This window comes from Oceanobacillus sp. Castelsardo (genome assembly GCF_001659985.1).
GTDB lineage: Bacteria > Bacillota > Bacilli > Bacillales > Amphibacillaceae > Oceanobacillus.
The window spans coordinates 421,002-446,754 of record NZ_LYCS01000001.1; the positions used below are offsets into that span (position 1 = coordinate 421,002).

Below are 25,753 nucleotides of genomic sequence, written 5' to 3' on the forward strand. Positions count from 1 at the left end.
AAGTTTCCTCCTTCGTGTTGTCTCTTATACAGTATATTAAATCAACGACAAGAATACAATACTTGATTCCTATCAATATTTCTAGGAAATTTTATAGGAGAAATCCAACCGTAATTTTGATCACGATGTCCGACAACAAAAAAAAGTGGGTGGATTAGTCGTAATACTGGGAATAAAAATTCTTCTGCATCTTGAAGTGATCTACTTCGAAAGTTTAATTGTTTTTTATCAATATGTAAAGAAATAAAGTGTCCATTATCATATATTTCGCTAGTAGAACCATTTTGCTTAATTTGAACATCATCTTTCAAGTTATATTTTAATATAGAAATAATGGTATCTTTTTCAATATTTTTAGTAATATATAAAAATTGCTTTCTTAAATCTATACGATTTTTATTGTGATGATATTCTTCAAAGAAGCGGTACAATATATCACTTTTATGGAAATAGTGGTTTGCTATTTCTTGTTTAATCCAATAAATAGAGTAATCATACATCTTAATGCCTCCCTTTCACTCCATTATACGAATCAAGCGATAAGAATTGTGTCACATTAAGATGCAAACTATCACTAGTTTTGTCGAGAGGCGAATTTATTGAGGAATACTTTATTTACGAGGATTGACCATGCAATACTTATTTAAATAAAACTAGATTGGCATGGGTAGTTTTAAAAGAGACGGTTCTTATCCTTAAGAACCATCTCCTTATATTATTTGACAAGTGCTTCTACTTGTTTCACCACATTTTCAACTGTAAACCCATACTCTTCAATCACTTTTTCTCCGGGTGCTGAGGCGCCAAATTTATCAATAGCTAACACAATACCATGATCTCCAGCATATTTATGCCAACCTAACGAAGATGCCATTTCAATAGAAATACGATTTTTTACTTGTGGAGGAATCACTTTATTTTTATAAGCTTCATCTTGTTCATTAAATCGGTCCCATGATGGCATGCTTACAACACAGACATCAATACCTTTTCCTTGAAGAGTTTTTTGAGCTTCAACAGCAAGCGAGACTTCTGAACCAGTTGCAAGAAGTAGCGCATCTGGAGTTTCTTTTTCAGCTTTACTTACAATATAAGCTCCTTTTTTCACACCGTCATATGCGGCTTCTTTCGTACCATCCAATGTAGGCAAATTTTGTCTTGTAAGCACAAGTGCTGTTGGTCTGTCAGTTGATTCAAGTGCTATACGCCATGCCGCTTGCACTTCATTTCCATCAGCGGGTCTTATAACAGATAATCCTGGCATTGCTCTCAAGGCTGCTAATTGCTCAATTGGTTCATGTGTTGGTCCATCCTCTCCAACTGCAATGGAATCATGAGTAAATACATAAGTAACAGGCGTATTCATGATGGACGCGAGACGAATAGAAGGCCTTAAGTAATCACTGAATACGAAGAAAGTACCACCATATACTTTTAAACCACCGTGCAAAGCCATTCCATTTAAGGCAGCCCCCATAGCATGTTCACGTACTCCGAACCAAATATTTCTTCCAGCGTAGTTATCTCTTGAGAAATCTTCTTCATCATTCATGTATGTTTTATTTGAACCTGCTAAATCCGCACTTCCACCAAAAAAGCTAGGAACAGATTTTGAGATAGCATTTAAAACTTCCCCTGATGATGCGCGAGAAGCAAGGGAAGAACCCGTTTCATATACAGGGAGATTCCTTTCCCATCCATCTGGCAATTTATCATTTATAGCTAATTCTAACTCCTTAGCTAATTCAGGATATTTTTCTTTATACGAACTTAATAATTCATTCCATTCCGCCTCTTTATTTGAGCCATTTTTAACAATCTTCTCATAAAAATCAGCATAAACTTCGTCAGGCACATGAAAATCATCATGGGCCCATTCGTAAAATTCTTTTGTTAATTTAACCTCATCCACTCCAAGAGGAGCTCCATGAGAAGCGGCTGATGCCGATTTATTAGGTGACCCGTATCCAATTACAGTTCTTATCTCAATAAGAGTAGGTTGTTCTGTATTTGCTTGAGCTTCTTTTATTGCATTTCGAATTTCTTCAATGTCATTTCCATCTTCCACTCGAAGAACTTGCCAGCCGTAAGCTTTAAAACGTTGCTCCGTGTTATCAGAGAATGATTTATGTAAATCACCATCTAATGAGATATCATTGGAATCATAAAGTGCTATCAGTTTCCCTAATTTAAGATGTCCAGCTAATGAGGCAGCTTCATGGGAAATGCCTTCCATTAAATCCCCATCACTAATAAGTGCATAAGTATAATGATCCACAATGGAAATGTCTGCCTGATTAAACTTACTAGCTAAATGCGCTTCTGCCATCGCCATACCTACAGACATTGCAATACCTTGGCCTAAAGGTCCTGTTGTTGCTTCTACTCCGTCTGTATGATGAACTTCAGGGTGCCCGGGTGTTTTTGAATCCCATTGGCGAAATTCTTTTAGATCTTCTATAGTAACCTCATAGCCAGATAAATGAAGCATACTATATAAAAGCATGGAACCGTGACCCGCTGACAAAACAAAACGATCACGATTAAACCATTTTGAATTCTTTGGATTATGATTCATAAAATCTGTCCATAGTGTATACGCCATTGGAGCTGCTCCCATAGGTAAACCAGGGTGCCCAGAATTAGCCTTTTCTATTGCATCAATTGATAATGTACGAATCGTGTTAATTGACAAGTTTTCCACGTTTGACAAAATAGTTAACTCCTTTCACTCATGAATAAGTCTTCAGCATATTCCACATTAGTATGTCACAAGCGAAGTTAGTTTATTTCTCAAACAAAAAAATTCTTAGTAACACTATCGAATTATTAATTTTTTCTATTTCTCTCTTGTAATTCTCTAACTCTCTTTGGAGTTACATCGTTTCCTCTAGGATCGATTACAGTCATTGATTTCATATGATTTTTAAAAGAGCTTCTGACGTTTTTTAAATAATCTTCACGTAATTCCTTTTGTTCTTTTACTTCTTCCTCAGTCAGTCCTACACTCTTTGATTTTCTAGCTAATTCATTGATACGATTTAATTTTTCTTTTGAAAGCATATAAAATGTTTTCCCTTCTATTTAAATAAAGACAAGAGCCTTTTTTAACAATCTTTTTAAGTTCTTGCCATAAATCTTACTATTCCATATTAACATATTCAAGTATTATGGTACTCTTGGTATCTTCTATGAACAGTTGCTTTTGATACATCAAAACCCATTCCATTTAGTGTTTTTGTAATTTCTTCAAAGGTTAAATTATTTCCCCTTAATCTGACTACTTCTTCAATCGGAAACTCTACCCTTTCCCTACCAATTGCTTTATGTTGATTTGATAGATTTCTAGAGGGGTTATATCCTTTTTCAATTGCTCTTTTCATTCCTCTTTTTATCTTTGCATTATGAATTTTTCTTTGATACTCCTCCACAATACCTACTATTTGCAAAACCATAGAATCTGATTCCGACAATTCTAATTCCCCATCATGAATTGCAGTATAAATAGGTATTTTTAACTTATGTAATTGATGAAATAATGCAATTTTTGTATTTCCTCTTCCAAGTCTAGTTTCATCCTGTATCAATAAACAATCCGCTTTCTCTTCAGAAAAAAATTCTAACATCGCAAAAATTCCATCTCTATTAATTTCATACCCACTAGCCTTTTCCTCTATACACTCGATAACTTCTATTTGATGTCTACCTGCTAATTTAAGTAATTCATCTTTCTGACGACTAAGCGACGTTTCTTGTGTCATTTTATCTGTACTAACACGACAATATATTATGGCTTTCATTGATTCCTACCTACCTAAGCACTAATTATAATAGAAACATATACAAATCCTAACGTTAATCCAAATGAAACTAAATAAAAAAGATCCGTTTTCGTAATATTTCCAAACATAAAATGTCCTCCTATCCAATAACAGAACCTTTGTTCGTTTGTTAAATCCATTATCACACGAACGTATGGTCTTGTCAACTATTATTCGAACGAGTGTTTGCTTAAATTAGATAATAATGGTAAACTATCAATATTAAATGTTATGTGCGAGGTGAGTAATAGATGACAAAACTTTCTAATAGACAACAAATGATACTCGATTTTATAAAAGAAGAAGTAAACACAAAAGGTTATCCACCTTCCGTTCGGGAAATAGCTTTAGCGGTAGGACTTGCATCTAGTTCGACAGTTCACGGTCATTTAGAAAGGTTAGAGAACAAGGGGTATATTAGAAGAGACCCTACTAAACCTAGAGCAATTGAAATTTTAGATCAATCAGAAGAAAGTAATATTCCAAAAGATGAAGCTCGTTATGCACCTGTCATAGGGAAAGTAACAGCAGGGGTACCAATTACAGCTGTTGAAAATATAGAAGAATATATTCCACTTCCATCCTCAACTACAAGTCCTGATGATAATTTATTTGTCCTTATTATTGATGGAGAAAGTATGATAGAGGCTGGTATTCTAGACAAGGATATGGTTATTGTTAAACAACAAAGTACCGCTAATAATGGGGATATTGTTGTCGCAATGACGGAGGAAAATGAAGCAACCGTAAAACGATTCTTTAAAGAAAAAGACCATATCCGATTACAACCTGAAAATGCAACGATGGAACCTTTACTGTATAAAAATGTAAGTATACTAGGAAAGGTTATCGGCCTATATCGACACGTACACTAAGACTCCAATAATATAAATTTAGAAACTAAATTAAGATTAAAAAAGAGAATCGACGGCGGATTCTCTTTTTTAATCTTATTAATATATAGACATATATTGTTCCCTTTCCCAAGGATGCACTTGAAGTCGAATTCTGTACTATGTTTTTTTAACTTTTCAAGACCTATCATAAACAACAGTAAAATTGTAAATTTCATTTTTGTTTATTTAATATTTTCATTTACTATCAAAAATAATGGGGTGAATACGGGGTAAACTTGGGGTGGAGTTTTATTTTGATACTATAGTTGTAGTTTGCTATATTTTTTCTTAGGCTCAACTACTTCAATTTTATTACTCTTTTGAATTTTTAATTCATACCCAAGTAAATTAATGTTTATCCCCTTTTTTACCATATTAACAGAGATACACAAAATATACCCGAAAAATAAACCTGATATTAATCCTAAAGCAAAATAATAATACATAACTTTTCCTCCCTTTTTAACGAATTTAGTTCTATTTACGCCCACGCCCTCATAAACTGTGTAGTGTAGGCAAACAGTTTTTATAGCACCTCTATACCCTTCCGACATGAAGGGCTTTTTTATTGCAAAATTAGATGTAATTAGATGATATGTTATGCAGGATTGCACAGCATTTAAGCGAATTTACATATTGAGGTGATAATATGGAATGCCGATTAAAAGAATTATTAGACGGACGGACAATCGCATGGCTTTCCGATAAAACTGGAGTACATAGAAATACAATTACTTCTTATATAAGAGGTACGGCGCCGCAATTGGATAAAGCTTATTTAATTGCAGACGCATTAAATAAATCCGTATATGATATATGGCCTCCGAATTAGGATGCCTATTTTTTTATCATTTTTGACGAAATTTTGTGCATAAAATAAAATGTAATCCCATATCATTTAATAACATGACATGGGAGGTAATGAAATGACAACGATGAAGAATAAGCCTATATCGTTTAATTTAGATAACCCCGGTGATAAAAAGCTATTTGAATTTGTTAAAGATATTAAGAATTTTTCTGGTTATGCAAAATCACTTATTTATAATGACTTAAAAAGAAAATCAGAAATTAAAGTGGAAGTTGGGAATAAGTAATAAGAACTGCACCTACAGCGATAAGAACCCACGGTAACATCAGGTATCACCTCTCTTTTTTATTAATATGGACGAAATTTTGTGCAATTATGCATAGGAGGGTTATAAATGATTGTTAAATTAAATGGTAATTATTGGTTTGATACGAATGAAGGCCATTCGGATGAATTGGTTGTTGTTCAGCGATCTAATAAACTAAAAAAGTTTGCTCTCACACTTTGGACTGCATCAGGAGTCTTTGCTTCTAATAAAGCTCACGCCGAAACAGAAAGCTTTTACGAAAGTATGCGACCGTTGACTCATGTATTTCAAGATATTGCTTTAGGATTAGGTATTCTCTTTGCGTTGACTGGATTTATCTTATTAGGATTTAGAAGACGTTGGGGAGAAACAACGCTAAAAACCACTGGATTCGTAGTAGTTGGAGTATTTCTTGTTCCCAGCCTTCTAATGTTAGTGGCTATTGTAGGTACCTTATTAAACGAAGCATTAACAGATGCGTTTGAAAATGTAAGAACGGGAGTGAGTCAATAATGAGATTCTTTGCTGGACTAATTTTTGGTTTTATAGCCGGGACATTTTACGCCTTGTATCAGTCTGTAGAAGCTTCGGAAAGTAAACTAATTAATATAATGGAAAGTCTTAAAGCAATTATGGGGGTGTTTTAATTGGAAATGGTATGGCATGGATCCACTTTAAAAATTAATTTTCCTTATGCATCCCAGCCGTTAAAAAAGTTACCTAATAAGCCTAAACCTTCATTTAAAGTGAAAGTTAATAATAAGGAAGTCCCTTTGAAATTAGTTCATCAAAAAACCATTCATTCACCATACAAAACATTCCAAATCATCCCCCATTCTAATGTCAAAAATGACAAAGTAGAGCAGTTTTCAGATATTCTTGCAGATTCGTTTACGGAGTTATTTGAACGTTTTAAAAGCGGAAAAATTAATGACCCAGACCGTGTATTTTTTGAAACAGCTATTACTAAGGATTCTTACCAAACATTTATCACTACTAACGACGAAATATACGATACCATCAAACAACAAGCCCAGGTAACATGGAAAAATGTTACCCTCCAAGAGAAAAAACAAAAAGAAAATTTTAAAGAGAAAGATTGTCTAGCTTATGGTTATAAATTGAAATACCCCTTCTTCCTATCGTTAAAGACAGATAAAACGATGCAACAGATACCATTAGAAGAACTATTGGAAATATCACGTTTTATGGACGGTATGGATAAAGTATTTATCCAATTCGGCATACAATCTGCTGAAGAGCATTGGTATAAAGATGCGGAAAAAGAACGAGAAGAATTTGAAAGAAAACCTCCTAAACGGTGGATAAGAAAGGAATTTCATAAGTCAACAGAAATGAAACCAACTTACTTTGGTTTTGATTTTACGCTACGGTTTATTGTCCAATCGCAAAACGAAAGAAGAAAAAGAAGGATAGCAAGAGGTTTAAACCTGGCACTAAAGCAATTGAATCAAGATAATGAATTAAAAGAGAAGGTTATTAAACCTTATAGGATGAATAAGTTTATCAATAAAGTGACAAATCGTCATATTTCTATTCCTTTTATATTTGGTAGAAGACAAATACTTACACCACCAGAGATTAAGCATTTTATGAAGCTGCCACAAAGACATCTACAAGATGAATATCCGATTATAGAGACCGTAACAGGAAAGGAAACGGATATACCGGAAAGAATTAAAAAGGATGGATTAGCTTTAGGAGAAGTGACGTTTAAGGGTAAAAAACATAAAGTTTTCATGCCGACGAATAACCATGATGAATTGTGCTTACCACAAATTGTGATAGGATCCATGGGGTCAGGTAAAACAGCTGGATTTGGGGGTAACTTATTGGTTGAATCTGTTAAAAATGGATTCGGTGGTCTAGCTATCGACCCTAAAGATGGTCAAATTAGAAGAGAATTAGAAATAGGTCTCCCAGAAGATAAAATAATTAAAATTAAATTTGGTGAGGTTCCTATTAGTTTAGACTGGAGAGAAGTAAACCATAGTTCTAAAGCGAAAAATAGATTAGCAAATACTATTTTATCATTCTTTAATACAACAACGGACGAAACAGGAGCACAGACAAGTAGATTTTTAAGAGCTGCCACCATGGCCATGCAAACCGGAAAGTTGTCGGAAGTCTTGAAGATTCTTGAAGATAAGGACTATAGAACCGAAGTTATGGAACAAGTAACAAATCCAATCCATAAATCCACGCTTAATGATTTAAATGAAATGAGTGACGGCAAACGAGCGCAAATATTATCCCCTATCTATAATAGGCTGGACGTTATACTAGGTGACGAATATTTATATGAATGCATGGAAAGCGAAAACGGAATTGACCTAGTTGAAATAACAAGTCAAAGGAAAGCATGTATAATCGATGTTCCAAAGGATTTACTTGGAAAAGAAGGTGTCGAGATAATTGCCAGCCTTATATCTACCAAACTAGATTTAGCTATGACTTTGAGGAAAGAAAAGGACAGATTCCCTTATAAAATTGTATTCGATGAACCACACCAATTTAATAAAAGTTCAAAGTTGTGGAAGAGCGCTGCTGTTGAATCGAGATATTGGAAGTACGCTTACTGTTGGATGTTCCACAGCTGGGAGCAAATTCCACGTGATCTCGCTGAGATAATTAAGGCAGCTGGGCCGCACTATCACCTGTACCCATCTTCTAAAAAGACTTTTACAGATTTAGCCGAGGAAATAGCTCCGTTTTCGGTAAGTAATGCTTTAAAATTAAAGAGATTTCACGCTATCAATATAATAAGGTCAGGTGGCGAAGTTGTTACACCTTTTATAGCTAAAATGGCTCCCCCGCCAAGCAAAAACAACCCCTAACCAAACGGCTAGGGGCTATTCTATATTTACATCTAAAACATTCATTAACTTTATTTTAGCATAATCATCAAACTGCAAAAAGTTACCCACAGCATCAATCTTCTTTAATTTACCTTTTATCAATTTATAATCATGATCTGAAAAATATTTAACCTCAACAGTCAAGTCATTGTGAATTGCCATTTGCAATTTCATCCCTATTTCTTCTAACTCTTGTTCATCAAGAACAGGCTTCTGTTTATATTCCGTGGTTTTCCAGTAATCATTTAACATTTTAATCTGTTCAGGCATCATGATTGATGTCCATTTAATGGTTCCTCTATCGTTAATATTACTCATTTTAAGCACCCTTTCTTGTTTGTCCAGCTGAAAGGATATTGTCTAATTTAAACGTTCGTACCTTCTTTCGATAGTAACAATAAGCGAGTGCATAATCATTCTGAAGCTTCATTACTCTTATATAGCGCTCTGTCACCTTATTATCCCTATCCATATAAAAGATGATAATTTTTTCTTTATTATCGATAGACCTCTGAAATAAACCTTTCACACCAAAGACCTCCTATTTAAAGAACATTTGTTCCTATTATATGCGAACGCTTGTTTTATTTCAATAGTAAAATATGGTTAATAAATTTCAACAAAGGACTTATGCACTATTTGCAGAATAATGTAGGTAGAATATATTATAAAGGAGAATAAAAATGTGGATTGGTTCTTATAAAATGAGAAAGGATGTAATTCCGCCATATTATGTAATTGATTCACTTAGAGCAAGGATAAGAAAATTATTTGATAGGTTAAAAAGGAAGATTGGAGGCGAATATAAAGTTTGGTTGGAAATTAGCCATCAAAGTGAGGCTGCGTACATTTTTATATCGAATCAAACAATCACTTATAAAGTATCGTTTAGAAATCATCTTCAAAGAAGAGAACAATCTTACGATAAAGGGATTTATTTGTGGGCATATCATACTTGGGATGAATGTGAGAAGTATTTTTTCAGTTATTTCTTGGATAAAATATTGGAAGATATAAATAAGTTGAGGTTGGTTTAAGAGTAAAATTGAAGGCTAGGCGTGAAAAACCTAGCCTTTGTCCTGCCATACCCCATAAATTTTTACATCAAGGATTAAAAAAATGAGATTAATGAAGTAAAAAAACAGCACTTTTCATGAGCGTGTTATATTTCTAAATCTAGTTTTTTATTGGCATCACGGCGAATTAAAAATATATTGTAACTAAGTTTTCTAACATTAACTCTTTCCTTTTCTAATAATTTTAATTCATTGATATTATAATTTGATATTATTACTTTATGTTCTTCAGCGATATAAATATTAAACTGAAAAAATAAAAATAGCGGATTTAAGTAAACGAGGCTATTTTTAACATAAATAAAACCTAACAAACTAAATAATCCTAAATTAACGAACAAACTACTCATATCATTAACATCAATTGAAAGTATCGGAACTAAATAAGTTACTACATAACTAAGTAAATTATCTTCAGTTCTTTTAATATCTTGAAAAGAATATCTTTCATTATGTTGTAATTTTTTTAATACTATAACTGATGCTATAGATATAGTTATCAATATAATAATAACAACAAAAAATAAAGATTTTGTTATATCTCTAAATAATATTATTGAAAATAAGTCACTCTTATTAATCCAAAACTCTATATTGTCAATAAAAAGCAAAATGTAAAGAGGAAAAAAAGAAGAAATATATAAACCTATTCTATAGAAAACAGTAATCATTTTTCCTCCTCCTTATAATCTATAAACTATCGTCTACACCTTCTCGTTCTCCGATTATACTTCTGTAGAACGAATCTCTGATTACCCTAGTAAAATCTAATAACTGAGATTTATTTTCATAAACTAGCTTAGAATTTTCCTCTATAACGTCAATTGAGAGTTCGAAAATTTCTATAGCGTGAATAACTCTTTCGAAATTCTGAAATACTTTCTCCACACGTCCTTCTTCCATTAAAATCTTTGTTAAAATTCTTGTTACCCTTTTATCATTTAGACAGTCTTCCTTGAAAGCTTCAAAATTCTCAATTCTATTCGATTCTTCCACTAATTCTAATGTTTCCATAGCTTTTTCTTGATACTGAGTACTAATAGAAAAAACTCTTTCTAACCCGATGTGGTTAATTATTAATATTTCATTATTGTATACCACTAAATCAATATTCTTATCAATTCCAACAAGATCATCATCGAGTTCATTAAAATCCCCTGTTGTAAACTTACCTATAAAGCCTTTCCTTGTTAGGGTACTAAATTTATTTAGTCTTCTAAAAATAAGAATTTCTCCATTTTCATCATCCACATCAATTCTCAAGCAATAGAAGTTCAGTCTACTGACTTCCGGTCCCTTCGGACTCCTTCTTTGTACCACTTCTTCTTCTAGACTTTTATAAACTTCTCTATAACTTGCTACTTCTCTCGTTGAATAAGTCTCAATATATCCTTCTTTACTACCAATTGGACTAAATGGCATCTGAGGAGTTTCCGTATAATCATACAATGTATCTAATACCATCCCAATCATTTTATCTTGCAAATCAGCATCAATACTAGGCGAATAAGACACGCACCTACCCGATTGTTTCTTATCAGTAAAATATAATCTAACGCTTGAGTTTTCAGGATCTCTCTCTTCAATTAAATCAATAACTTCATTCACTTCCATAATACCTCTCCTATTCATCTTTTTCTAAATTAGTATTCGACAAATAGGGACTATTTTCCTGCTTGTTTATTATTTTCTTCAAAAACATAGTTAGATATACCTTGAATAGAAAGAAAGGTATATTAATAGTTTCTAATCAACAATATTGCTTTACTTCCGTCTTTATCTTATTCCCCTCTAGCCATCTACAGTTAGAGAGGAATATATTTCATTTTAAAACGTACCGTTATTTAACCTTCTTTGCAATTCTTTAATTACTAATGATGGTCTGCTCAGTTTACCATCTACAACAGTACCTAAGTAACTCTGTAAAGCACGTACCGTATCAGGGCCTAAATAACCGTCTGCTTTGGCACCAATTTTCTTCTGCAATGCTTTAATTACTAAACTACCGCCACGCCCCCAAGTAACACCACCATAGAGGGCTAACGTAACTGCATTTTTCAACTGATTACTTAACTTTCCATCTACCGGAGTACCTAATGCTATTTGTAAGGCTCTTATAGTAGCACTGCCTAATTTACCATCGACCCTTAAATTAGCTTTTTGTTTAGAAGTCGCTTGTGGTTTATGTTTAGGCTTGCTAGCAGGTTTTTGGATAGGTTTAGACTTATTGCCTTCGAGACTATTCAATTCGCTCTCAATCGCTTTTTTTACATCATTCCAACGACCTTCATCTAATACACGGTGAGGACAATACTTCCCAGACCAATCTTGATGTTTTTTAACACGTTCTACGCCCCAACCTCTTTCGTGTAACAATTGAGCAATAAATTTAATTGCTAGTTTTTCAGCTTTACGGTATTTCTCCCCGCCAGATTTAGAATAACAAACTTCTACACCGATTGATTGTCGGTTTCCCGTTCCACTTCCCCCATCTCCACAATGCCAACCATTGCGATTTAACGGCAATCCTTGCACCACTTCTTTATCATCAACCGCAAAGTGGTAGGATACTTGATTATTGTTGTTAATCATATAACTTATTTCATTGTTTGCAGAAGCATCATTTGCCGTATTATGAAATGTAATATATTTGGCAGTCATTTGATAAGGACACTTAACGTTATATTTACTTGAACTCACCATTTTTTGTCGTGGATTAATAGCCATTATTTAACCTCTCCTTTTATAAAATAAAAAGACACCCGTATTGGATGCCTTATTTCAAACCTTTTTTATGCAATTCTTCATTTTGCCTTTGTGCTTTTTTGCCAGTGAAAGTATTTTTCCAAACAGTATATATACCAACAATAAGCATAATAGCTGCGGAAATCATTACACCAAATGCACTAATACTAGCATCAGTTAGCCATTGGAACTCAATGTTTAGAGTGGCTAGAAACCCCATAACAGCTTGTAAAAATCCTACTAATAGAATTACAATACCTTTTATTTTGTCGTTTTTTACGTCTCTTTCATACATTCAAATCATCCTCCTTAAAAAATATTAGCAACCACTACACCGATTACTCCTGCTATGACAGCAGTGATTGTGGCTGTAATGATTGCTCCTGTGATTTTTCTTCTAATCCAATTTGTATCTTCTTTAATCTCTGATAACGTTTCTTTTAAACTGGAGATCTCTTTATCTTGTAATTTGTCCGATAATTGGAGTTTTTGGATATCATTTTTCATGTTGTCTTGATTATCTTTTAATTGAGTATGGCTACTTTTTAAATTTGCGATATCCTGGTTAACTCGGTCTTGCCATATATCCATTGGAACCACCTCTTCTGTTTTTTCCATCATTGACCCCCTCGTATCTCTTTTTATCCATAAAAAATACGCCTTATTTGGCGCTATTTCTCGCTTTTTTCTTTACCAGCTAACTGTTTCCTTAATTCCTCGTTATCTTTCTCTAATTCTTTAATTCTCTCATCTTTCTGTTGCAGTTGAATAAAATACTCTCCCAAAATGGCATCACCTTCAGCGACTTTAAGAGACGCTTCTGATAATTGGTTCCGTAAAGAATTAATCATAAAATCTTTATTCGGCCCTTTAGGCTGCTGCTGTTTCTGTTCCTTCTCCATTAGCTAATACCTCCATCATTAATTCTAAATCTTCCACACGTTGTTCTAAGCCTGTACGTGCTTTGTATTCCTCCTGTAACGCTTTTACTGCATAACTTAACATTTTATATAGGTTAACAGCTTTCATATCAGTAGTAGCAACTTCCGGAGACAATTCACTTATCACCCCTACTTGCCAATTGTTGTATCTTCCTTGGTCTACATCTGACTGTAAAATAAACTGTTTAATTTCTAAGTTGTTAATAACGTCCAAAGCGTTTACTTGCAAGTCAGATATGTTTGTTTTATACGTAATAGATGATCCGTTATTATACTCACTTGCCCTAACAGGGCGATAAACGATTGGGGAGTTATTCCCCATACCTCTAGATGTTACTAGCAACTCTAAATCTGTACCAATATAAGCATTTAAACCTACATCGGCGCTTAAAAATTGTCCGAAATAACCATTCGCTCTCACGTTGCGATAAACGCCACTTAAACCTTTATTGACAACTCTTAATTCATCATCCGTACCGACATAGGCGTTTGTTGTCCTGGTAATCATTGCACGATTATAAATATCATTAGCGTAAATATCTCGATAAATTGGACTACCAGAACTATCTTCCGCATAGCCTTTATTAACAATGTGCATTGCGCTATCTGTACCCATCCATAAGCTTCTGGAGGTAGTAACAAAATTATTACTGTGGATAGCTCCTGCACGTAAAGGTCTATAGATAATTGACCCATCTTCACGGACAAATCCCGATGAGGTGATTCTAACTTCACCTTCCGTACCAATGTATCCATTGGCTCCGGGTCCAAATCTAAGTCCTTGCGCTCTTATAGGTCTGTAGCTGTAATTTTCCGCTACCCCATCGGATGGAATGCTAGAAACATCAACCACACGTACCTCGTTATTAGAATCTGGAGCGAGGTATACATTGGAATTACTTGTTCCTAATGCAGCACTTGTTACTAATAGATTGTCAGCTCGGAAACGTTGGGAACCACTCGAATTATATCCGAATAAACCATCGGGATTTACATGAACATAGTTACCATTATTTCTAGTTAATTTTACATTGCCGCCTATTATTTCTAATAAGGTATTACCATCACTTGAAAATAACTTACTACCATAAATCTCAACAGCTTCAATTAAGATACTTCTTAATGTCCCTGTGGTAATAGCATCGGCAACTATACCCTCATAAGTTATCGCTGACCGATATGTTTTACCACCATCTCGGCTAAATCCTAAACCATCTGTATTAAACCTCATATAGCCGTTAGGGTTTCTTTGGTTAATACCAATGATTTCACCAGCACCATACTTAAACAAGCTGTCATCATTTCCATTAATGATTTCAGAAGCACGTCTGACCGCATCGGGTAACCAATTATACTCTAGTTTTTTACGACCACTTTGAATGTCTCTAAAATCCGCAATAGTATTATATTGTTCCGTTTTATATTGAGAAGCAATTCCTTCATTACCAACTGTATAATTAACGTCTATAATGTTACCTTCCCAATCAAAATATTCTTCAATTTCCATGACTCTAACTCGTTGATCAAGATTTAATCTACTTACAGATGCCCAAACTCGATCGCCTTCTTCTAAAACCATTTCTGGGTAACCGTTATTAGTTAAGTCAATCGCTTCAATTGTTGAAGAAATTGTATAACTGTTTTCGACTTGGTTTTTAACGGCTTCTCTTAATTCGTTTTTATCTTTATATCTTCCATCTTTTATTGCAGGACCTTCAATTAATCCGTATTTTTCAGCCAAAGGAGATATATATTCAACTTCTAGTCGATAATCACCATCTTCTTCCCCTTCTGGCAAGTCTCCATAACCCTTTGCCCATGTATGGAATCCACTTGCATCTACATCAATACTTACACTATTGACGTTTAAATCTTCATGCAGAATTACATCTTTATCACTACCAACTTGACCATAAATATACGCTACTTTTCCTTGTACTTTATATTCACCTTTAAACCGGTCAATACCATACAAGAAACGTTCTGTTTTACTTTGGTTATCCTGGTAACTCAAGGTGTTAGATGCCAAGTTGTCGACCAATACATACGTATAAGGTGTACCCTCGAATAACCCTCTAAAATAATTAGCAGCTGTAAATGATTTATTCTCTACGGTATCTTGTAGGTAATAACCATTTAAATCTACAAAGAAGCTTAGTATTGCCGTTACATCGATTAACATATATTTCCCATCAGTTGCCTTGCCTGTGTGGGTTATAGTGTACCATTCACCATCAAATAAAACCTTCCAACCAAACTCCAATTGATTCATAAAGTCTTTATTTACTTCTGTATACAAAAAAGACAACGATATTTCACGCTGTCCATTTACTCGTTTATTTCTTTTTACTTCTGCAATTGCTGGGTATTCACGACCTGTTAAATCTTTTAAGAACACTGCGGGTTGTCCGGTATTGTACAAATTATCACCTCCAATTAGCACATATTACCGTTTTGCTCTGAAGTGTCCTCTTAATTATCTTTGTATGTGCTAACATTAAAATCACTAGCGTACAATGGATGAAATACTTTTTCGTCGTTTTTTGTATCGTCAAATACATACAAACCATTACTGGTATATATTACTCCTCTTTTATCAGTAGTAAGTCCTACATGATGACCGTTCGAATATCCTTCTGTTTTCCCCTCGTAGTATCCTTCTCTAAAAGAATCACTTTTAGCTTCTTGTAATATTCGATTTAGTTTTTTCTTAGAAATAAACATAAAACCTCCTCCTTTTTATTAAAAAAAAGACACTCTAAAATGAGTGTCTTATCTTAGTTATTCTTAATTCAATACATTAACAATCTGTTCCGATTATAAATCAATAAAATAAACCACCCCATCAATTTGTAATAAATACCCTTTATTATTGTAGTTTTTGTTATAAAATGTAAAATAGGTATATCTTATTAGAAATAACTCAAAGAAAGGTAAGTAATAATGAAAATCTTAAAATTGTCGTTTTTCCTAATGTTTTTATCCTATTTTGCTTTTTATTTAGAACTGGATTTTAATAGAATCATGTTTAAAGCTGTTTCTATGATTATTTTATTTTTTTCCTTTCTGTATGTTTACAGGAATAAATTAAACAAACCATCCAAGTCACAGGTTTTATTCTTTTTAATGTTTAACGCTTTGGGTTTAATTACTAGTCTTTATAGTGAAAACACTTATTCCAGTTTAACATCACTAATGACTTTTAATCTGTTTTTTATTATCTTTATTTTTGCAAAGAAAGAATTGCATAATGCTACTAGTTTTATAACCTTCAACAACATAGTAATTATCAGCAGTTTAATTGTCACAAGTTTTGCGTTTATCGGTAATATACCTTTATTGATTGAACAATCAAATTCCTATTTCTATGGGCGTGTTCGCATATATGGAATGTTTGAGCATCCAAATTATTTAGGAGCTATTTCGTTTGTTACTATAATGGCTGCCATTTTAAATATGATAATCAATCACAAAGTTTCAAAGAGATATGTTTTGACAATACTTATATATTCAACGTTTTTATTTATTTCTGATTCTCGTGGCGCAATGTATTCCTTAGCAGTTTTCGTTGTTTGTTATGTTGCTTTTAAGTATTTTAATTTTTTAAAAAGTCCTTATATAAAATTGGCGTTCATTTTGTTGTTTATACCTTCTCTAATACATTTTTCTAATCTTTTTATAAATAACTTGAATAACGATTACTTACACGATTTTACAAGTGGAAGAACAACAAATTGGGAGTATATTTATGATACTTTCATAACAAACGATCTACAAACTTATCTATTTGGTCACGGACTATCGTCCGTAGATATTTTAGTAAATAAGAAAATCAACACAGATAACGGTTTTATTGTTTGGTTTTTTGAAGCTGGATTGTTCAACTTACTTCTCATTTTATTATTAATATTGGTGTTCTTTATTCGCAATATCCGCGGTTTGAAAATAAACCTTTTAACTGTTTCATTGATGATAAGTTACCTTATCTACGCAAATGTGGAAAATTTCTTAATGAACCTTGGTCACATTGTTCCTTTTTATTGCTGGATAATCATTTACTCTCAGACTGGTGTGTTTAAACAAACTCGATCAGAATATGAAAAAACATGAAAATATACCAAAAGGGCTAATCTATAAAAAGATAGCCCTTTTGGTATCAGACTGATTGACCATTTGCATCCCGCCATATATCACCGCCCCAAAATATCGGTTTAGCTAAGTCGGTATCAAAATACGTTGTTCCTACTTGTCTTGAAGTAGGTCTCTGAGAAGATGACCCGTATTGAATTCTCGCTAACTCAAACCAATCCTGATTGGACGAATTATCAAATGATAAAAACACTCTTTTAGTCCCAAGTACATTTGCAAGTATGCCAGGGCGTTGGGGTAATACTGAACCTCCTGGATTACCAGAAAGATTCATGAATCCAGCTGCATTAACGTTGTCTTTATTTATATCCCTATTTAATGCAACATCCCAACTACCTGTTAACCAAGCACCCACCGTTATATTAGATGAAGCCTTTTGTATCTTTTTATAAGAAGTATTTGTGTCGATTGCATCTTCATTATGAACTCTTAATTTATTGTTATATGCAGAATAAAACGTATTACCAACTGTATTTAATACAATAGTTGTATTTGATTTATTTACACTAGCGTTGAAGGCATATAAATAAAAGTCTGAATCTCTCAAATAAGTGAAATTTGAGTTGACAACATTCATTAATAGTGTAACATCTTGAATTTCATCAAGTTCAAATAAACTTGAACCATGTATGTCATCGTCTATTACTACTTGTTTTGGTTCAAAAATCAAATTAACTAAGTTAACCACATTGTTTCTTTGTTGAACGGATATTGGAACGTTTTTCAACTTAGCATATAACCCTATTTCCTTCACATCTTCAAATCTTAATCTACCATCAACATCGGTAAAATCTATACTACCACCGATTTTTAAAGTATCTAATGCTGAGAATTTGGTTCTTGTCAATAATCCTCCATTAAAATAATTCACCCCGACTATATCACATTCGTCAAACGTAATACTTGATGGTGTATCTATCCCTCTACCATGTCCAGAGAATTCGGTTTGAATGCCTAAAAAAACTTTTGATTTATTAAAGACAGCGTTTTTAAAAACTGTCCTTGTATTATCATGAAATTTATATTCTCCACCATTGATTAAAATGTCAGTATAAGAGTCTCCTGCGCTTACGATAGATCCTTTACAGTTATCTAATACAATTTTTACACTCATACTAGCAAACCATAAAGAACTATTACTGAAGCCGAATACCCCCTCGCAATCCCTAAAAGTAATATCATGTTCAGCCATTGAGTGTGTACCGATTGTTTTGTGAGAGTAGGTAACGGATGATCTAACTCTTTCTCCTAAACAAAAAGCCGATGCCGAGAAATCTAAAATCGAATTACCATCGTTACCTTCAATATCTTTGGCTGTACATTTTATACTTCCGTCATAGTGTACAGCATAACCTTCCCCGCCACCGTGACTTTCTGGTTTTTCTAATTCTATCTTTTCGACATCTGTTTTATAAGAAGATTGAATCATGACTAGTGGTAATTTCAACCCTTTACCACGTATATTTTCAGCCTTACAGTTTACTGCGAAATGGAATCCAATTCCACTAACTAACTTATCTCTATTTGGATTATCCCCTGTAATACCTTTTGGTGCTTCATAAGGAGAAACATCCTCGATATAAGCATTTTTAATTGTTACGTTATTAATAGTTTTTATCTTTTTAACCCAACTAACAGAAGGTATATCAACCTGTGAAAAATCGTAAGGATTATGATAATCGACATATACATCGTTACCAATTATATGGAGGATTTTACACACAACATTAACAGTTGGTTTAAAAACAAGCCAATAGTCTTCGTTTCCCGATGCGTTAGCCTGTCCAACTGCAAAGTGAATAAAATCTCCTTCCGATAGTCCTGTTACGTCAGCAAGTGTTAATTTAGAACATTTCATTGTCCAACCATCATGATTTTCTTCAGGAACAATATGCGTAGGTAACGATAATTCTTGTTCCCAAGCGATAACTGACTTTTGAGTAACTTCCGTGTCATAACCTTCACTCATTGCAGTAAAAACACCATAGTGCATAATACCTCGATTTGTAGTAACGGTTTCTTGACCATTCCATATTATTTTTGAGTTTTGTAAATCAATTTCAAAATCAGAAGCTCCGTTTAACCATATTTGTTTAGAAATAGTATATTCGCCATAAGGAACAACCAATTTCCGGATACCTTTCTCTATGGATTTACTAATCATCCTTCTGAAACTTTCAGTATCATCAATATCCGTTGGTTCTTTTAAATTATTAGGATTAACAACAAGCGTAGTTTGGGCCATTTGTAAATCTGTTGAATTCAGTCTATCTCCTAAATCTTGATGTTTTCCCCGTGCTCTTACTACTTCTGGAACAACGTCACCACCGGCGGTTTGTTCGCGAATAATGTTAATTAATTCTTGTCTTGTGGTTTCTGCAATATCTTTAGCGAGCAAACTGTCCGCAACTGCTTGTACTGCTTTTTCTCTCGCTTCCTTCGCATTTATTCCTGCTCCTGTGTATTCTTTATATAATTCTTCAAACATGGCATTCAATTTATTACGTCCAGCATCACTCAATGGATTGTCTATGTTGTATCGTGCCATTCTATCACCTTCTTTTAGTCATATTTGAATCTGAAATCAAATGCAATGATGTAATTTGACAATCCTTCTACTTTCATTTTGTTATCTCCGGGTAATAAGTTTAAAAAATATCGGTTCGTTCTTTCTAATATTGGTGTATTATTCAAAGTCATATAGTGACCATTTAAAATAATCTTGCTTCCAGAAGATAAAACCCAATCGTCATTTTTCATTGGATTATATTCAAAATATCTACCTGTCGCATCATACAATCTAAAATTATTGACTGACTGCAAAACATCAATTACAATCATGCAATTTCCTTTTTCTTGAACGGTCTTAATCGGAACTGTCCCGGCGTTATATATATTAAATGACGTTTTATTACTGTGTACGTAGGTTAATCTATCTGGGTCAGTGTCTAACCCCATACCAAAAGACCAATGATTATTAAAAGGAACACCCTTTTCATCAAGATCTAAACTTGTAAAACGACTTATCCAATATGGTTGTCCGTCAATTTTTAAAGGTATATCGAATGTCGTTAAGGTTTGTACGCCATTTTGTATTTCTGGTGAATACTGTTCGATTACCCTTACCTTCATTAATTTGTTTCCTTGACGTGTTTCAGTCACGTAAAAAGAGCCTAATCTTTTAAAAAAAGAATAGACTCTATCGCGTTTTAATAAAAAATCTGTATTGTCTTTTGACTCTAACCAGGCCTTTAAAGATATTTCTCGTTCAGCATCTCTAACGCCTGTTATGATAGTACCAGGCAGACCAGGTATACTATGTTCTGTTACTTCTTGGCCTACAGAAGATACTACTAAACCCATACCTTTTAGACCGTATTCTAGCTCATCTTTTGGTAAAGGTATGGGTTTAAAATCTAAATCATATATTTGGAATAAATCTTGCATCTATTCACCCCCTTGGCCTTCCAGTGAAGATTGAATGATTGATTGCTTCCCGCGAATCACGTCTGTCATATTCCCTTTTAATATCGCTACCAGATAAAACAGGCTTATTTTCAATTGCTCTCGTGATGTTTTTGTGACCAGCTTCTACTACCCTTGCTATTCTCTCTAATTCAGAAAGCATTTGTTTATTGTATTTGTCATCCGTAAACCCTAACCTGTCACCCGTTTCTTGCCAAATACGTTGCTGCCTTACACGTTTAGAAGGATCATGACTAATAATAGATTCAGCCCAACCGCCTTCAGCAATCCAAGCAAGTTGTTTCATGTTTACAATGCCCCCATTAGCGTAACCAACACCACGATATGCACGCGTTAAGCTACCATATCTACTAACCGCATATCTAATGGATGCTAGAATATTGTCTAATGGATTCCAAATATTATTGAACCCTGGCATTTTATAAGCTTGGAACGTTGGATCAATTACCTGCATTAATCCTTTCGAAGGAATACCACGTTTAGCATTGATATCCCACAGGTTTATAGCTCTTGGATTTCCGCCGGATTCTGTCTGCATTTGATAGAGTAGACGCTGTAGATTAGCAGCAGTGTATTGATTTGTCATTCTTAACGCGTTAGTTGCCACTCCTGCCCAACGTTGGACACCACTTCCTGCTGATGGCGCGCTATCCATGAAGTTAGTCATTTTATCTTTGATGAAACCAACAGCCTTATCCTTAACCATAGTGAATCCAGCTTTAGCCATGTCACCAATTAGGTTTCCGCCTTTTGGTACATTAACACCTAAAGTTTTAAGTGCGATGTCAAGAAGTTTACTAGGGTTTTCGATATAATCCCAAACATTTCCGGCCCATTCACCGACTTTTTGGGCGCCTTTTTTAACGCCTTTTCCAACTGCTTTACCCGTGTTGACGGCGAAGTCTTTTGCCTTACCAACACCAGACTTGATACCTCTTCCTAAATTGCTGGCGAAATTACCAATTCCTTTGGCGTACATAGGAATGTTTGATAAATACTCTTTAGTTTCGTCACCTGGCAAAACTGCGGTCCCTTTAGGTAGGTTCATTAATATATTTCTGCCTTGTGGCATAAACGTATTTCCGTCTGGAGTTTGAATAAGTTCCTGATAGTCTGAACCTTTTGCATCGTTAACCACCGCTAAACCACCTGGATGACCTTTTGTTCCTTTTGCGTATTGAGGAACAGACCATTCGTCAATATGATTCTCTTCTTCTACACCAATTCGTTTAAGCACCCAGTTGATACCGCTGATAACGCCATTTACACCACTTCCAAGTGTTCCGGCTAACTTGTTGACAACCTTTTTCACTCCATCAGTGACTTTGTTTGCCATTTTTCCAATTCCATCACCAATACGACCGGGTAGTTTCTTGGCAGCATCTACAATGTCATCAAATTTCCCTTTGATACCGTTATAGATATCCGTGAAAACTTTTGTGGTATTATTCTTCAAATCATTCCAAGTATTTTTCACTCGATTGAAGATATCAGAAACTCGATTTCGGATTCCGTTATAAATATTACTCCATATATTTTTTAAAAAATTCCAAATGGTAGTAAAAACAGACTTGGTATTATTGTAGATATTATTCCATCCGGTTTTAAAACGGGTGAATATGGCGGAAATTGTATTACGTATAAAGTTTGAAACGGTTGTCCAAATGGATTTTAGGAAATTCCAAATGTTAGTGAAAATAGTTTTTGTTGCGTTCCAGATTGTATTCCATCCATTGCGAACAGCTGTCCATGCGGCGGTTATGCTTCCTTTAAACAAGTTAACAACGCCATTCCACATGCTGCGTAAACCCGAACTGAACGCCGTTATAAATGTTTTTGCGCCTTTTAGAATACGTCCAATGAATAATAGTTGAATATAATTCCAGATAAATTGAATGGCGCCAAAGAATATTTGTTTTAACCCTTCCCACATTTTGGAGAAGTCTCCTGTAAACAAACCAGTAAAGACTTTGACCAGACCCATAATGACGTCAAGCGCACCCTGGATGACTCCCTTGATGTTGCCCCAGACTGATTTAATGATGCCTAGCACAAGTGGCATAACAAAAGCAATAATTGATTTAATAAAATTAAATGCGTTCCCAACTGCATCAACAATTTGTTGACCGTTCTCTGCCCAAAATGTTGTGATCTTTCCTACAATCCCACCGATAAATGACACAACAGATGATAGTGCCTTTCGTACAGTAGGCCAAATAGCGATAAACGTTTCTTTGACAGACTTTCCTACCCGTTGCAATGCAGGAACAACTATATCTCGTATACGAGATAAATTGTGCTGAATCAAGTCCCCAAATTTGCCAATGCTTTTGACTTCAGCATCTGATAAGCCGAGCCTTTTTAGAATAGAAGAAGCTTTGTCATTGTCACCTTTAAAAGCATCAAATACGCTTTTAATTACATCACGCAATGTTTTAAATTTGTCCGCAACAACAGGAATATTCCCGACAATCCAAGAAAAGGTGGTTTGTACTCCTCCTTTTATATTGTCAATTATTCCAGAAATACTGCCTACTCCACCCAACTCTTCATCAATAGCACTGATAACATCCGTTGTACCTTTAACAATAGCTGTATTCATGTTTGTCCATGCTGTTTTAATCCCAGCACTAGAAGTTTTTGCTCTATCAGCAAAACCACCAGTAGAATTACTTAACTCGATCAACTTTTTATCAAATTGTTCAAAGGTGACATCACCGTTCTGCAAGGCATCATATAAGTCGTTTTGAGCCGATGCACCTGCAAAACCGAAAGCTTTCGCGGTATCATTTAACGCGACGCCCATTGTTTCTTGAAGCGTTCGCCAAGATTGTAAATCAACTTCTCCACGGGAAAGCATTTGTACATATTGTTCTAGTCCTCGCGATGCATCAGCACCACTCGCACCCGAAGTTATAAAAGCGTTATTTAATGCTAATGTTGTTTCAACAGCGCCGTCTAAGTCCCCGGTCATAACTGCAATACGCTGTGTTATTCCGGCCACACTGTCTAGGGTAGTTGGCAATCCGTCTATCCCATCAGACAATTTTTTAATTGCATTTTCTGAATCCCCAGCAGAAAAACCTATTTGCTGTAAAACTGTTGGAAACCCGGTTAAGGTATCATACCTTGAAATGGCGCCATCTAATGATTTTGTAACCATATTGATAGCATTCGAAACTAACGAATATACTCCGATTGATGCAGCAATCGAACCTACTGCGCTAGTGAAATTTCGAACTGACCCGATAGCGCCTGCGAATGGTGCAGTTATCCCACTTTTTATCGATTCACGAACACTTCTAGTTGATTTACCGACATTTGATGCAACTTCGTCAAAACTCTTCCCAGCATCAGCTGCACTCTTCTTGGCGCTCTCACCCATTCTTGTAACTACTTTATTAACATCGGTTACCGTTTTATCTACATCACCAACACTTTTAACTACACGTTTTGCTGCTATTGGAGTGTTAGAGAAACTCTTATTTAATTTATAAACACCTTTGTTAACAGTGCTAATGCTTTGATCTACTCTTTTAGCTGTTTTAGGTGTTTTATCCAAACTTTTATTTAACGCATATACTTGTCCACTAGCCGTTTTAAATCGTTTTGTAGTATCGTCTGTCTGCTTGTTCGTCTTTTTAAAGGCTTCACTTAGCGTTTTGTTACTCTTAGCTAATGCATTAGCATCCTTCTGAATGGATTGAAACGCTTTTTTGAGCGCTTTTGCTTCAGCAGTAAACCTCGTTCGCAGTTCCCTAATAACTGCCATAGGTTACCTCCTTTCTATCCGTTATTTTCAATAAATTTAGTAGGGTCAAAATCCCACTCGTACGCTTGTTTAGGCTCCTTTTGCTTACCTTTACTATTTGGCATTAACAAGCTTTCAAACTCTTTCTTAGCCTTTAGGTATTTAGGGTCTGGCTTGTCCATCTGTGGTTGAGAAAAAATATTTGATAGATACTGGATATACATTTTTGCTTTTTCTTGTTCAGCTTGATTTCTTTCTTCTTCCAACGCCATATCCATATATTTAAACAACTCAACAGCAGGGCTAGTTACAACCTCATTCCGCCCACCTAATTTCTTTGAAAGCTTGAATATAAAAGCTTCCTCTATGCTTGCTTCTGTTCCGTCTGATTGCCCCGGTTGAAAAGATTGATAACTTTCACCTGTGATTTCGTCAACGCCAAAGACTTTTTTGCGCGTTTGATTAATTTTTCAATGTCATTTACTTGGATAACTGCATCGTAAATATCAAATACATCATCTGGTTTTTGTTGCATAAACACTTCATATTCAACGTCTGAAAGAATAGCTAATAGTTCAAAAGCTTTTTCTGGGATTTCTGCCAAGAGCACGTCCATAGCACCTATTAATTTTTGAATAAAGTTTTGATCTAAATTGTCAGCGTTAAGACCCTCTTCCTGTTCTGCATCGAAGATGTCCTCAAATAAAGCCTTTAAATTCTGGTCTTCTTGCGCTAATTTCATAACATCTTTGATGACCTTAATAGCACGTGTGATTTGGATTAGATTTAATTCCTCAATTTCATGCTGTCTCGTTTCTACCGTATTTTCTTCTTTGATTTTTAAAGTTACTTTCATGGATTTACTCCTCCTAGAATTTTAGTATTTAAAAA

General features: G+C 34.5%; 28 protein-coding genes. 8 read left to right on the forward strand and 20 right to left on the reverse strand.

Annotation, left to right across the window (positions count from 1 at the left end):
• Nucleotides 1–41: 41 nt before the first annotated feature.
• The 4 genes from sirA to A9178_RS02090 form a co-directional block, all read right to left on the reverse strand.
• Entirely contained in the window at nt 42–500 is a 459-nt protein-coding gene (gene sirA / locus A9178_RS02075; protein ID WP_068672255.1) for a sporulation inhibitor of replication protein SirA, read from the reverse strand.
• Between the two features lie 215 nt (nt 501–715).
• Nucleotides 716–2,716, reverse strand: coding sequence for a transketolase (tkt, locus tag A9178_RS02080; RefSeq protein ID WP_068672256.1), 2,001 nt, complete (start codon nt 2,714–2,716; stop codon nt 716–718).
• Nucleotides 2,717–2,829: 113 nt separating this feature from the next.
• On the reverse strand, nt 2,830–3,063 hold the full coding sequence (locus A9178_RS02085) for a DUF896 domain-containing protein (RefSeq protein WP_068672257.1): 234 nt from the start codon (nt 3,061–3,063) through the stop codon (nt 2,830–2,832).
• A gap of 98 nt (nt 3,064–3,161) precedes the next feature.
• Nucleotides 3,162–3,800: a YneB family resolvase-like protein gene (locus tag A9178_RS02090; RefSeq protein WP_068672258.1), complete on the reverse strand. Its 639-nt coding sequence runs from the start codon at nt 3,798–3,800 to the stop codon at nt 3,162–3,164.
• Nucleotides 3,801–4,072: 272 nt separating this feature from the next.
• Here A9178_RS02090 and lexA point away from each other — a divergent pair, with 272 nt between their 5' ends.
• The gene (lexA, locus tag A9178_RS02095) at nt 4,073–4,696 is read left to right on the forward strand and encodes a transcriptional repressor LexA (RefSeq protein ID WP_068672259.1); all 624 of its coding nucleotides are present in this window, start codon (nt 4,073–4,075) and stop codon (nt 4,694–4,696) included.
• A 281-nt stretch (nt 4,697–4,977) separates the two neighbouring features.
• On the opposite strand, the gene A9178_RS02100 is transcribed toward lexA, so the two are convergent.
• Complete coding sequence (locus tag A9178_RS02100; RefSeq protein WP_068672260.1) at nt 4,978–5,163, reverse strand: hypothetical protein; 186 nt, start codon at nt 5,161–5,163, stop codon at nt 4,978–4,980.
• Nucleotides 5,164–5,366: 203 nt separating this feature from the next.
• Between A9178_RS02100 and A9178_RS02105 the strand changes: the two genes are divergently transcribed.
• The 5 genes from A9178_RS02105 to A9178_RS02115 all read left to right on the forward strand — a co-directional run bounded on the left by A9178_RS02105 (nt 5,367) and on the right by A9178_RS02115 (nt 8,693).
• Nucleotides 5,367–5,549, forward strand: coding sequence for a helix-turn-helix domain-containing protein (locus tag A9178_RS02105; protein WP_068672261.1), 183 nt, complete (start codon nt 5,367–5,369; stop codon nt 5,547–5,549).
• Nucleotides 5,550–5,643: 94 nt separating this feature from the next.
• Nucleotides 5,644–5,814: a hypothetical protein gene (locus tag A9178_RS18825; RefSeq protein ID WP_156520674.1), complete on the forward strand. Its 171-nt coding sequence runs from the start codon at nt 5,644–5,646 to the stop codon at nt 5,812–5,814.
• 108 nt (nt 5,815–5,922) lie between these two features.
• Complete coding sequence (locus tag A9178_RS02110; protein ID WP_068672262.1) at nt 5,923–6,348, forward strand: hypothetical protein; 426 nt, start codon at nt 5,923–5,925, stop codon at nt 6,346–6,348.
• Nucleotides 6,348–6,482: a hypothetical protein gene (locus A9178_RS19475; protein ID WP_255376703.1), complete on the forward strand. Its 135-nt coding sequence runs from the start codon at nt 6,348–6,350 to the stop codon at nt 6,480–6,482. The genes A9178_RS02110 and A9178_RS19475 overlap by 1 nt, the downstream gene beginning before the upstream one ends.
• Complete coding sequence (locus tag A9178_RS02115; protein ID WP_068672263.1) at nt 6,483–8,693, forward strand: type IV secretory system conjugative DNA transfer family protein; 2,211 nt, start codon at nt 6,483–6,485, stop codon at nt 8,691–8,693.
• A 15-nt stretch (nt 8,694–8,708) separates the two neighbouring features.
• Here the strand turns inward: A9178_RS02115 and A9178_RS02120 are convergent, their stop codons facing one another.
• Nucleotides 8,709–9,032 carry a YolD-like family protein gene (locus A9178_RS02120; protein WP_068672264.1) on the reverse strand — a complete coding sequence of 108 codons (324 nt, stop codon included), beginning with the start codon at nt 9,030–9,032 and terminating at the stop codon, nt 8,709–8,711.
• Between the two features lies 1 nt (nt 9,033).
• The gene (locus A9178_RS02125; protein ID WP_068672265.1) at nt 9,034–9,243 is read right to left on the reverse strand and encodes a WYL domain-containing protein; all 210 of its coding nucleotides are present in this window, start codon (nt 9,241–9,243) and stop codon (nt 9,034–9,036) included.
• 154 nt (nt 9,244–9,397) lie between these two features.
• Here A9178_RS02125 and A9178_RS02130 point away from each other — a divergent pair, with 154 nt between their 5' ends.
• Nucleotides 9,398–9,751: a hypothetical protein gene (locus A9178_RS02130; RefSeq protein WP_068672266.1), complete on the forward strand. Its 354-nt coding sequence runs from the start codon at nt 9,398–9,400 to the stop codon at nt 9,749–9,751.
• A 125-nt stretch (nt 9,752–9,876) separates the two neighbouring features.
• Here the strand turns inward: A9178_RS02130 and A9178_RS02135 are convergent, their stop codons facing one another.
• The 8 genes from A9178_RS02135 to A9178_RS02170 form a co-directional block, all read right to left on the reverse strand.
• Nucleotides 9,877–10,461: a hypothetical protein gene (locus A9178_RS02135; RefSeq protein WP_068672267.1), complete on the reverse strand. Its 585-nt coding sequence runs from the start codon at nt 10,459–10,461 to the stop codon at nt 9,877–9,879.
• Between the two features lie 19 nt (nt 10,462–10,480).
• Entirely contained in the window at nt 10,481–11,404 is a 924-nt protein-coding gene (locus tag A9178_RS02140) for a Kiwa anti-phage protein KwaB-like domain-containing protein (RefSeq protein WP_197482139.1), read from the reverse strand.
• A 213-nt stretch (nt 11,405–11,617) separates the two neighbouring features.
• A complete protein-coding gene (locus A9178_RS19550; RefSeq protein ID WP_082918060.1) occupies nt 11,618–12,517 on the reverse strand; it encodes a peptidoglycan recognition protein family protein in 900 nt (299 codons plus the stop codon).
• Nucleotides 12,518–12,566: 49 nt separating this feature from the next.
• Nucleotides 12,567–12,830 (reverse strand): phage holin, encoded by a 264-nt coding sequence (locus A9178_RS02150; RefSeq protein ID WP_068672269.1) that lies wholly within the window; start codon nt 12,828–12,830, stop codon nt 12,567–12,569.
• Between the two features lie 14 nt (nt 12,831–12,844).
• Nucleotides 12,845–13,153 (reverse strand): hemolysin XhlA family protein, encoded by a 309-nt coding sequence (locus A9178_RS02155; RefSeq protein WP_197482140.1) that lies wholly within the window; start codon nt 13,151–13,153, stop codon nt 12,845–12,847.
• Between the two features lie 53 nt (nt 13,154–13,206).
• On the reverse strand, nt 13,207–13,437 hold the full coding sequence (locus A9178_RS02160) for a hypothetical protein (RefSeq protein ID WP_060668207.1): 231 nt from the start codon (nt 13,435–13,437) through the stop codon (nt 13,207–13,209).
• Nucleotides 13,406–15,898, reverse strand: coding sequence for a phage tail protein (locus A9178_RS02165; protein WP_068672270.1), 2,493 nt, complete (start codon nt 15,896–15,898; stop codon nt 13,406–13,408). Before A9178_RS02165 ends, A9178_RS02160 begins: the two co-directional genes overlap by 32 nt.
• Before the next feature lie 50 nt (nt 15,899–15,948).
• Nucleotides 15,949–16,200: a hypothetical protein gene (locus A9178_RS02170; RefSeq protein ID WP_068672271.1), complete on the reverse strand. Its 252-nt coding sequence runs from the start codon at nt 16,198–16,200 to the stop codon at nt 15,949–15,951.
• A 219-nt stretch (nt 16,201–16,419) separates the two neighbouring features.
• Here A9178_RS02170 and A9178_RS02175 point away from each other — a divergent pair, with 219 nt between their 5' ends.
• Nucleotides 16,420–17,586: an O-antigen ligase family protein gene (locus tag A9178_RS02175; protein ID WP_068672272.1), complete on the forward strand. Its 1,167-nt coding sequence runs from the start codon at nt 16,420–16,422 to the stop codon at nt 17,584–17,586.
• A 46-nt stretch (nt 17,587–17,632) separates the two neighbouring features.
• Here A9178_RS02175 and A9178_RS02180 read toward each other — a convergent pair whose 3' ends face one another.
• The 5 genes from A9178_RS02180 to A9178_RS02200 form a co-directional block, all read right to left on the reverse strand.
• Nucleotides 17,633–20,173 (reverse strand): hypothetical protein, encoded by a 2,541-nt coding sequence (locus A9178_RS02180; RefSeq protein ID WP_068672273.1) that lies wholly within the window; start codon nt 20,171–20,173, stop codon nt 17,633–17,635.
• 14 nt (nt 20,174–20,187) lie between these two features.
• Nucleotides 20,188–21,072, reverse strand: a complete 885-nt coding sequence (locus A9178_RS02185; RefSeq protein ID WP_068672274.1) for a phage tail domain-containing protein — start codon at nt 21,070–21,072, stop codon at nt 20,188–20,190.
• A 4-nt stretch (nt 21,073–21,076) separates the two neighbouring features.
• A complete protein-coding gene (locus A9178_RS02190; RefSeq protein ID WP_068672275.1) occupies nt 21,077–24,883 on the reverse strand; it encodes a tape measure protein in 3,807 nt (1,268 codons plus the stop codon).
• Between the two features lie 14 nt (nt 24,884–24,897).
• On the reverse strand, nt 24,898–25,140 hold the full coding sequence (locus tag A9178_RS02195) for a hypothetical protein (protein ID WP_156520676.1): 243 nt from the start codon (nt 25,138–25,140) through the stop codon (nt 24,898–24,900).
• Nucleotides 25,141–25,226: 86 nt separating this feature from the next.
• The gene (locus tag A9178_RS02200; RefSeq protein WP_068672277.1) at nt 25,227–25,718 is read right to left on the reverse strand and encodes a hypothetical protein; all 492 of its coding nucleotides are present in this window, start codon (nt 25,716–25,718) and stop codon (nt 25,227–25,229) included.
• Nucleotides 25,719–25,753: the final 35 nt, after the last annotated feature.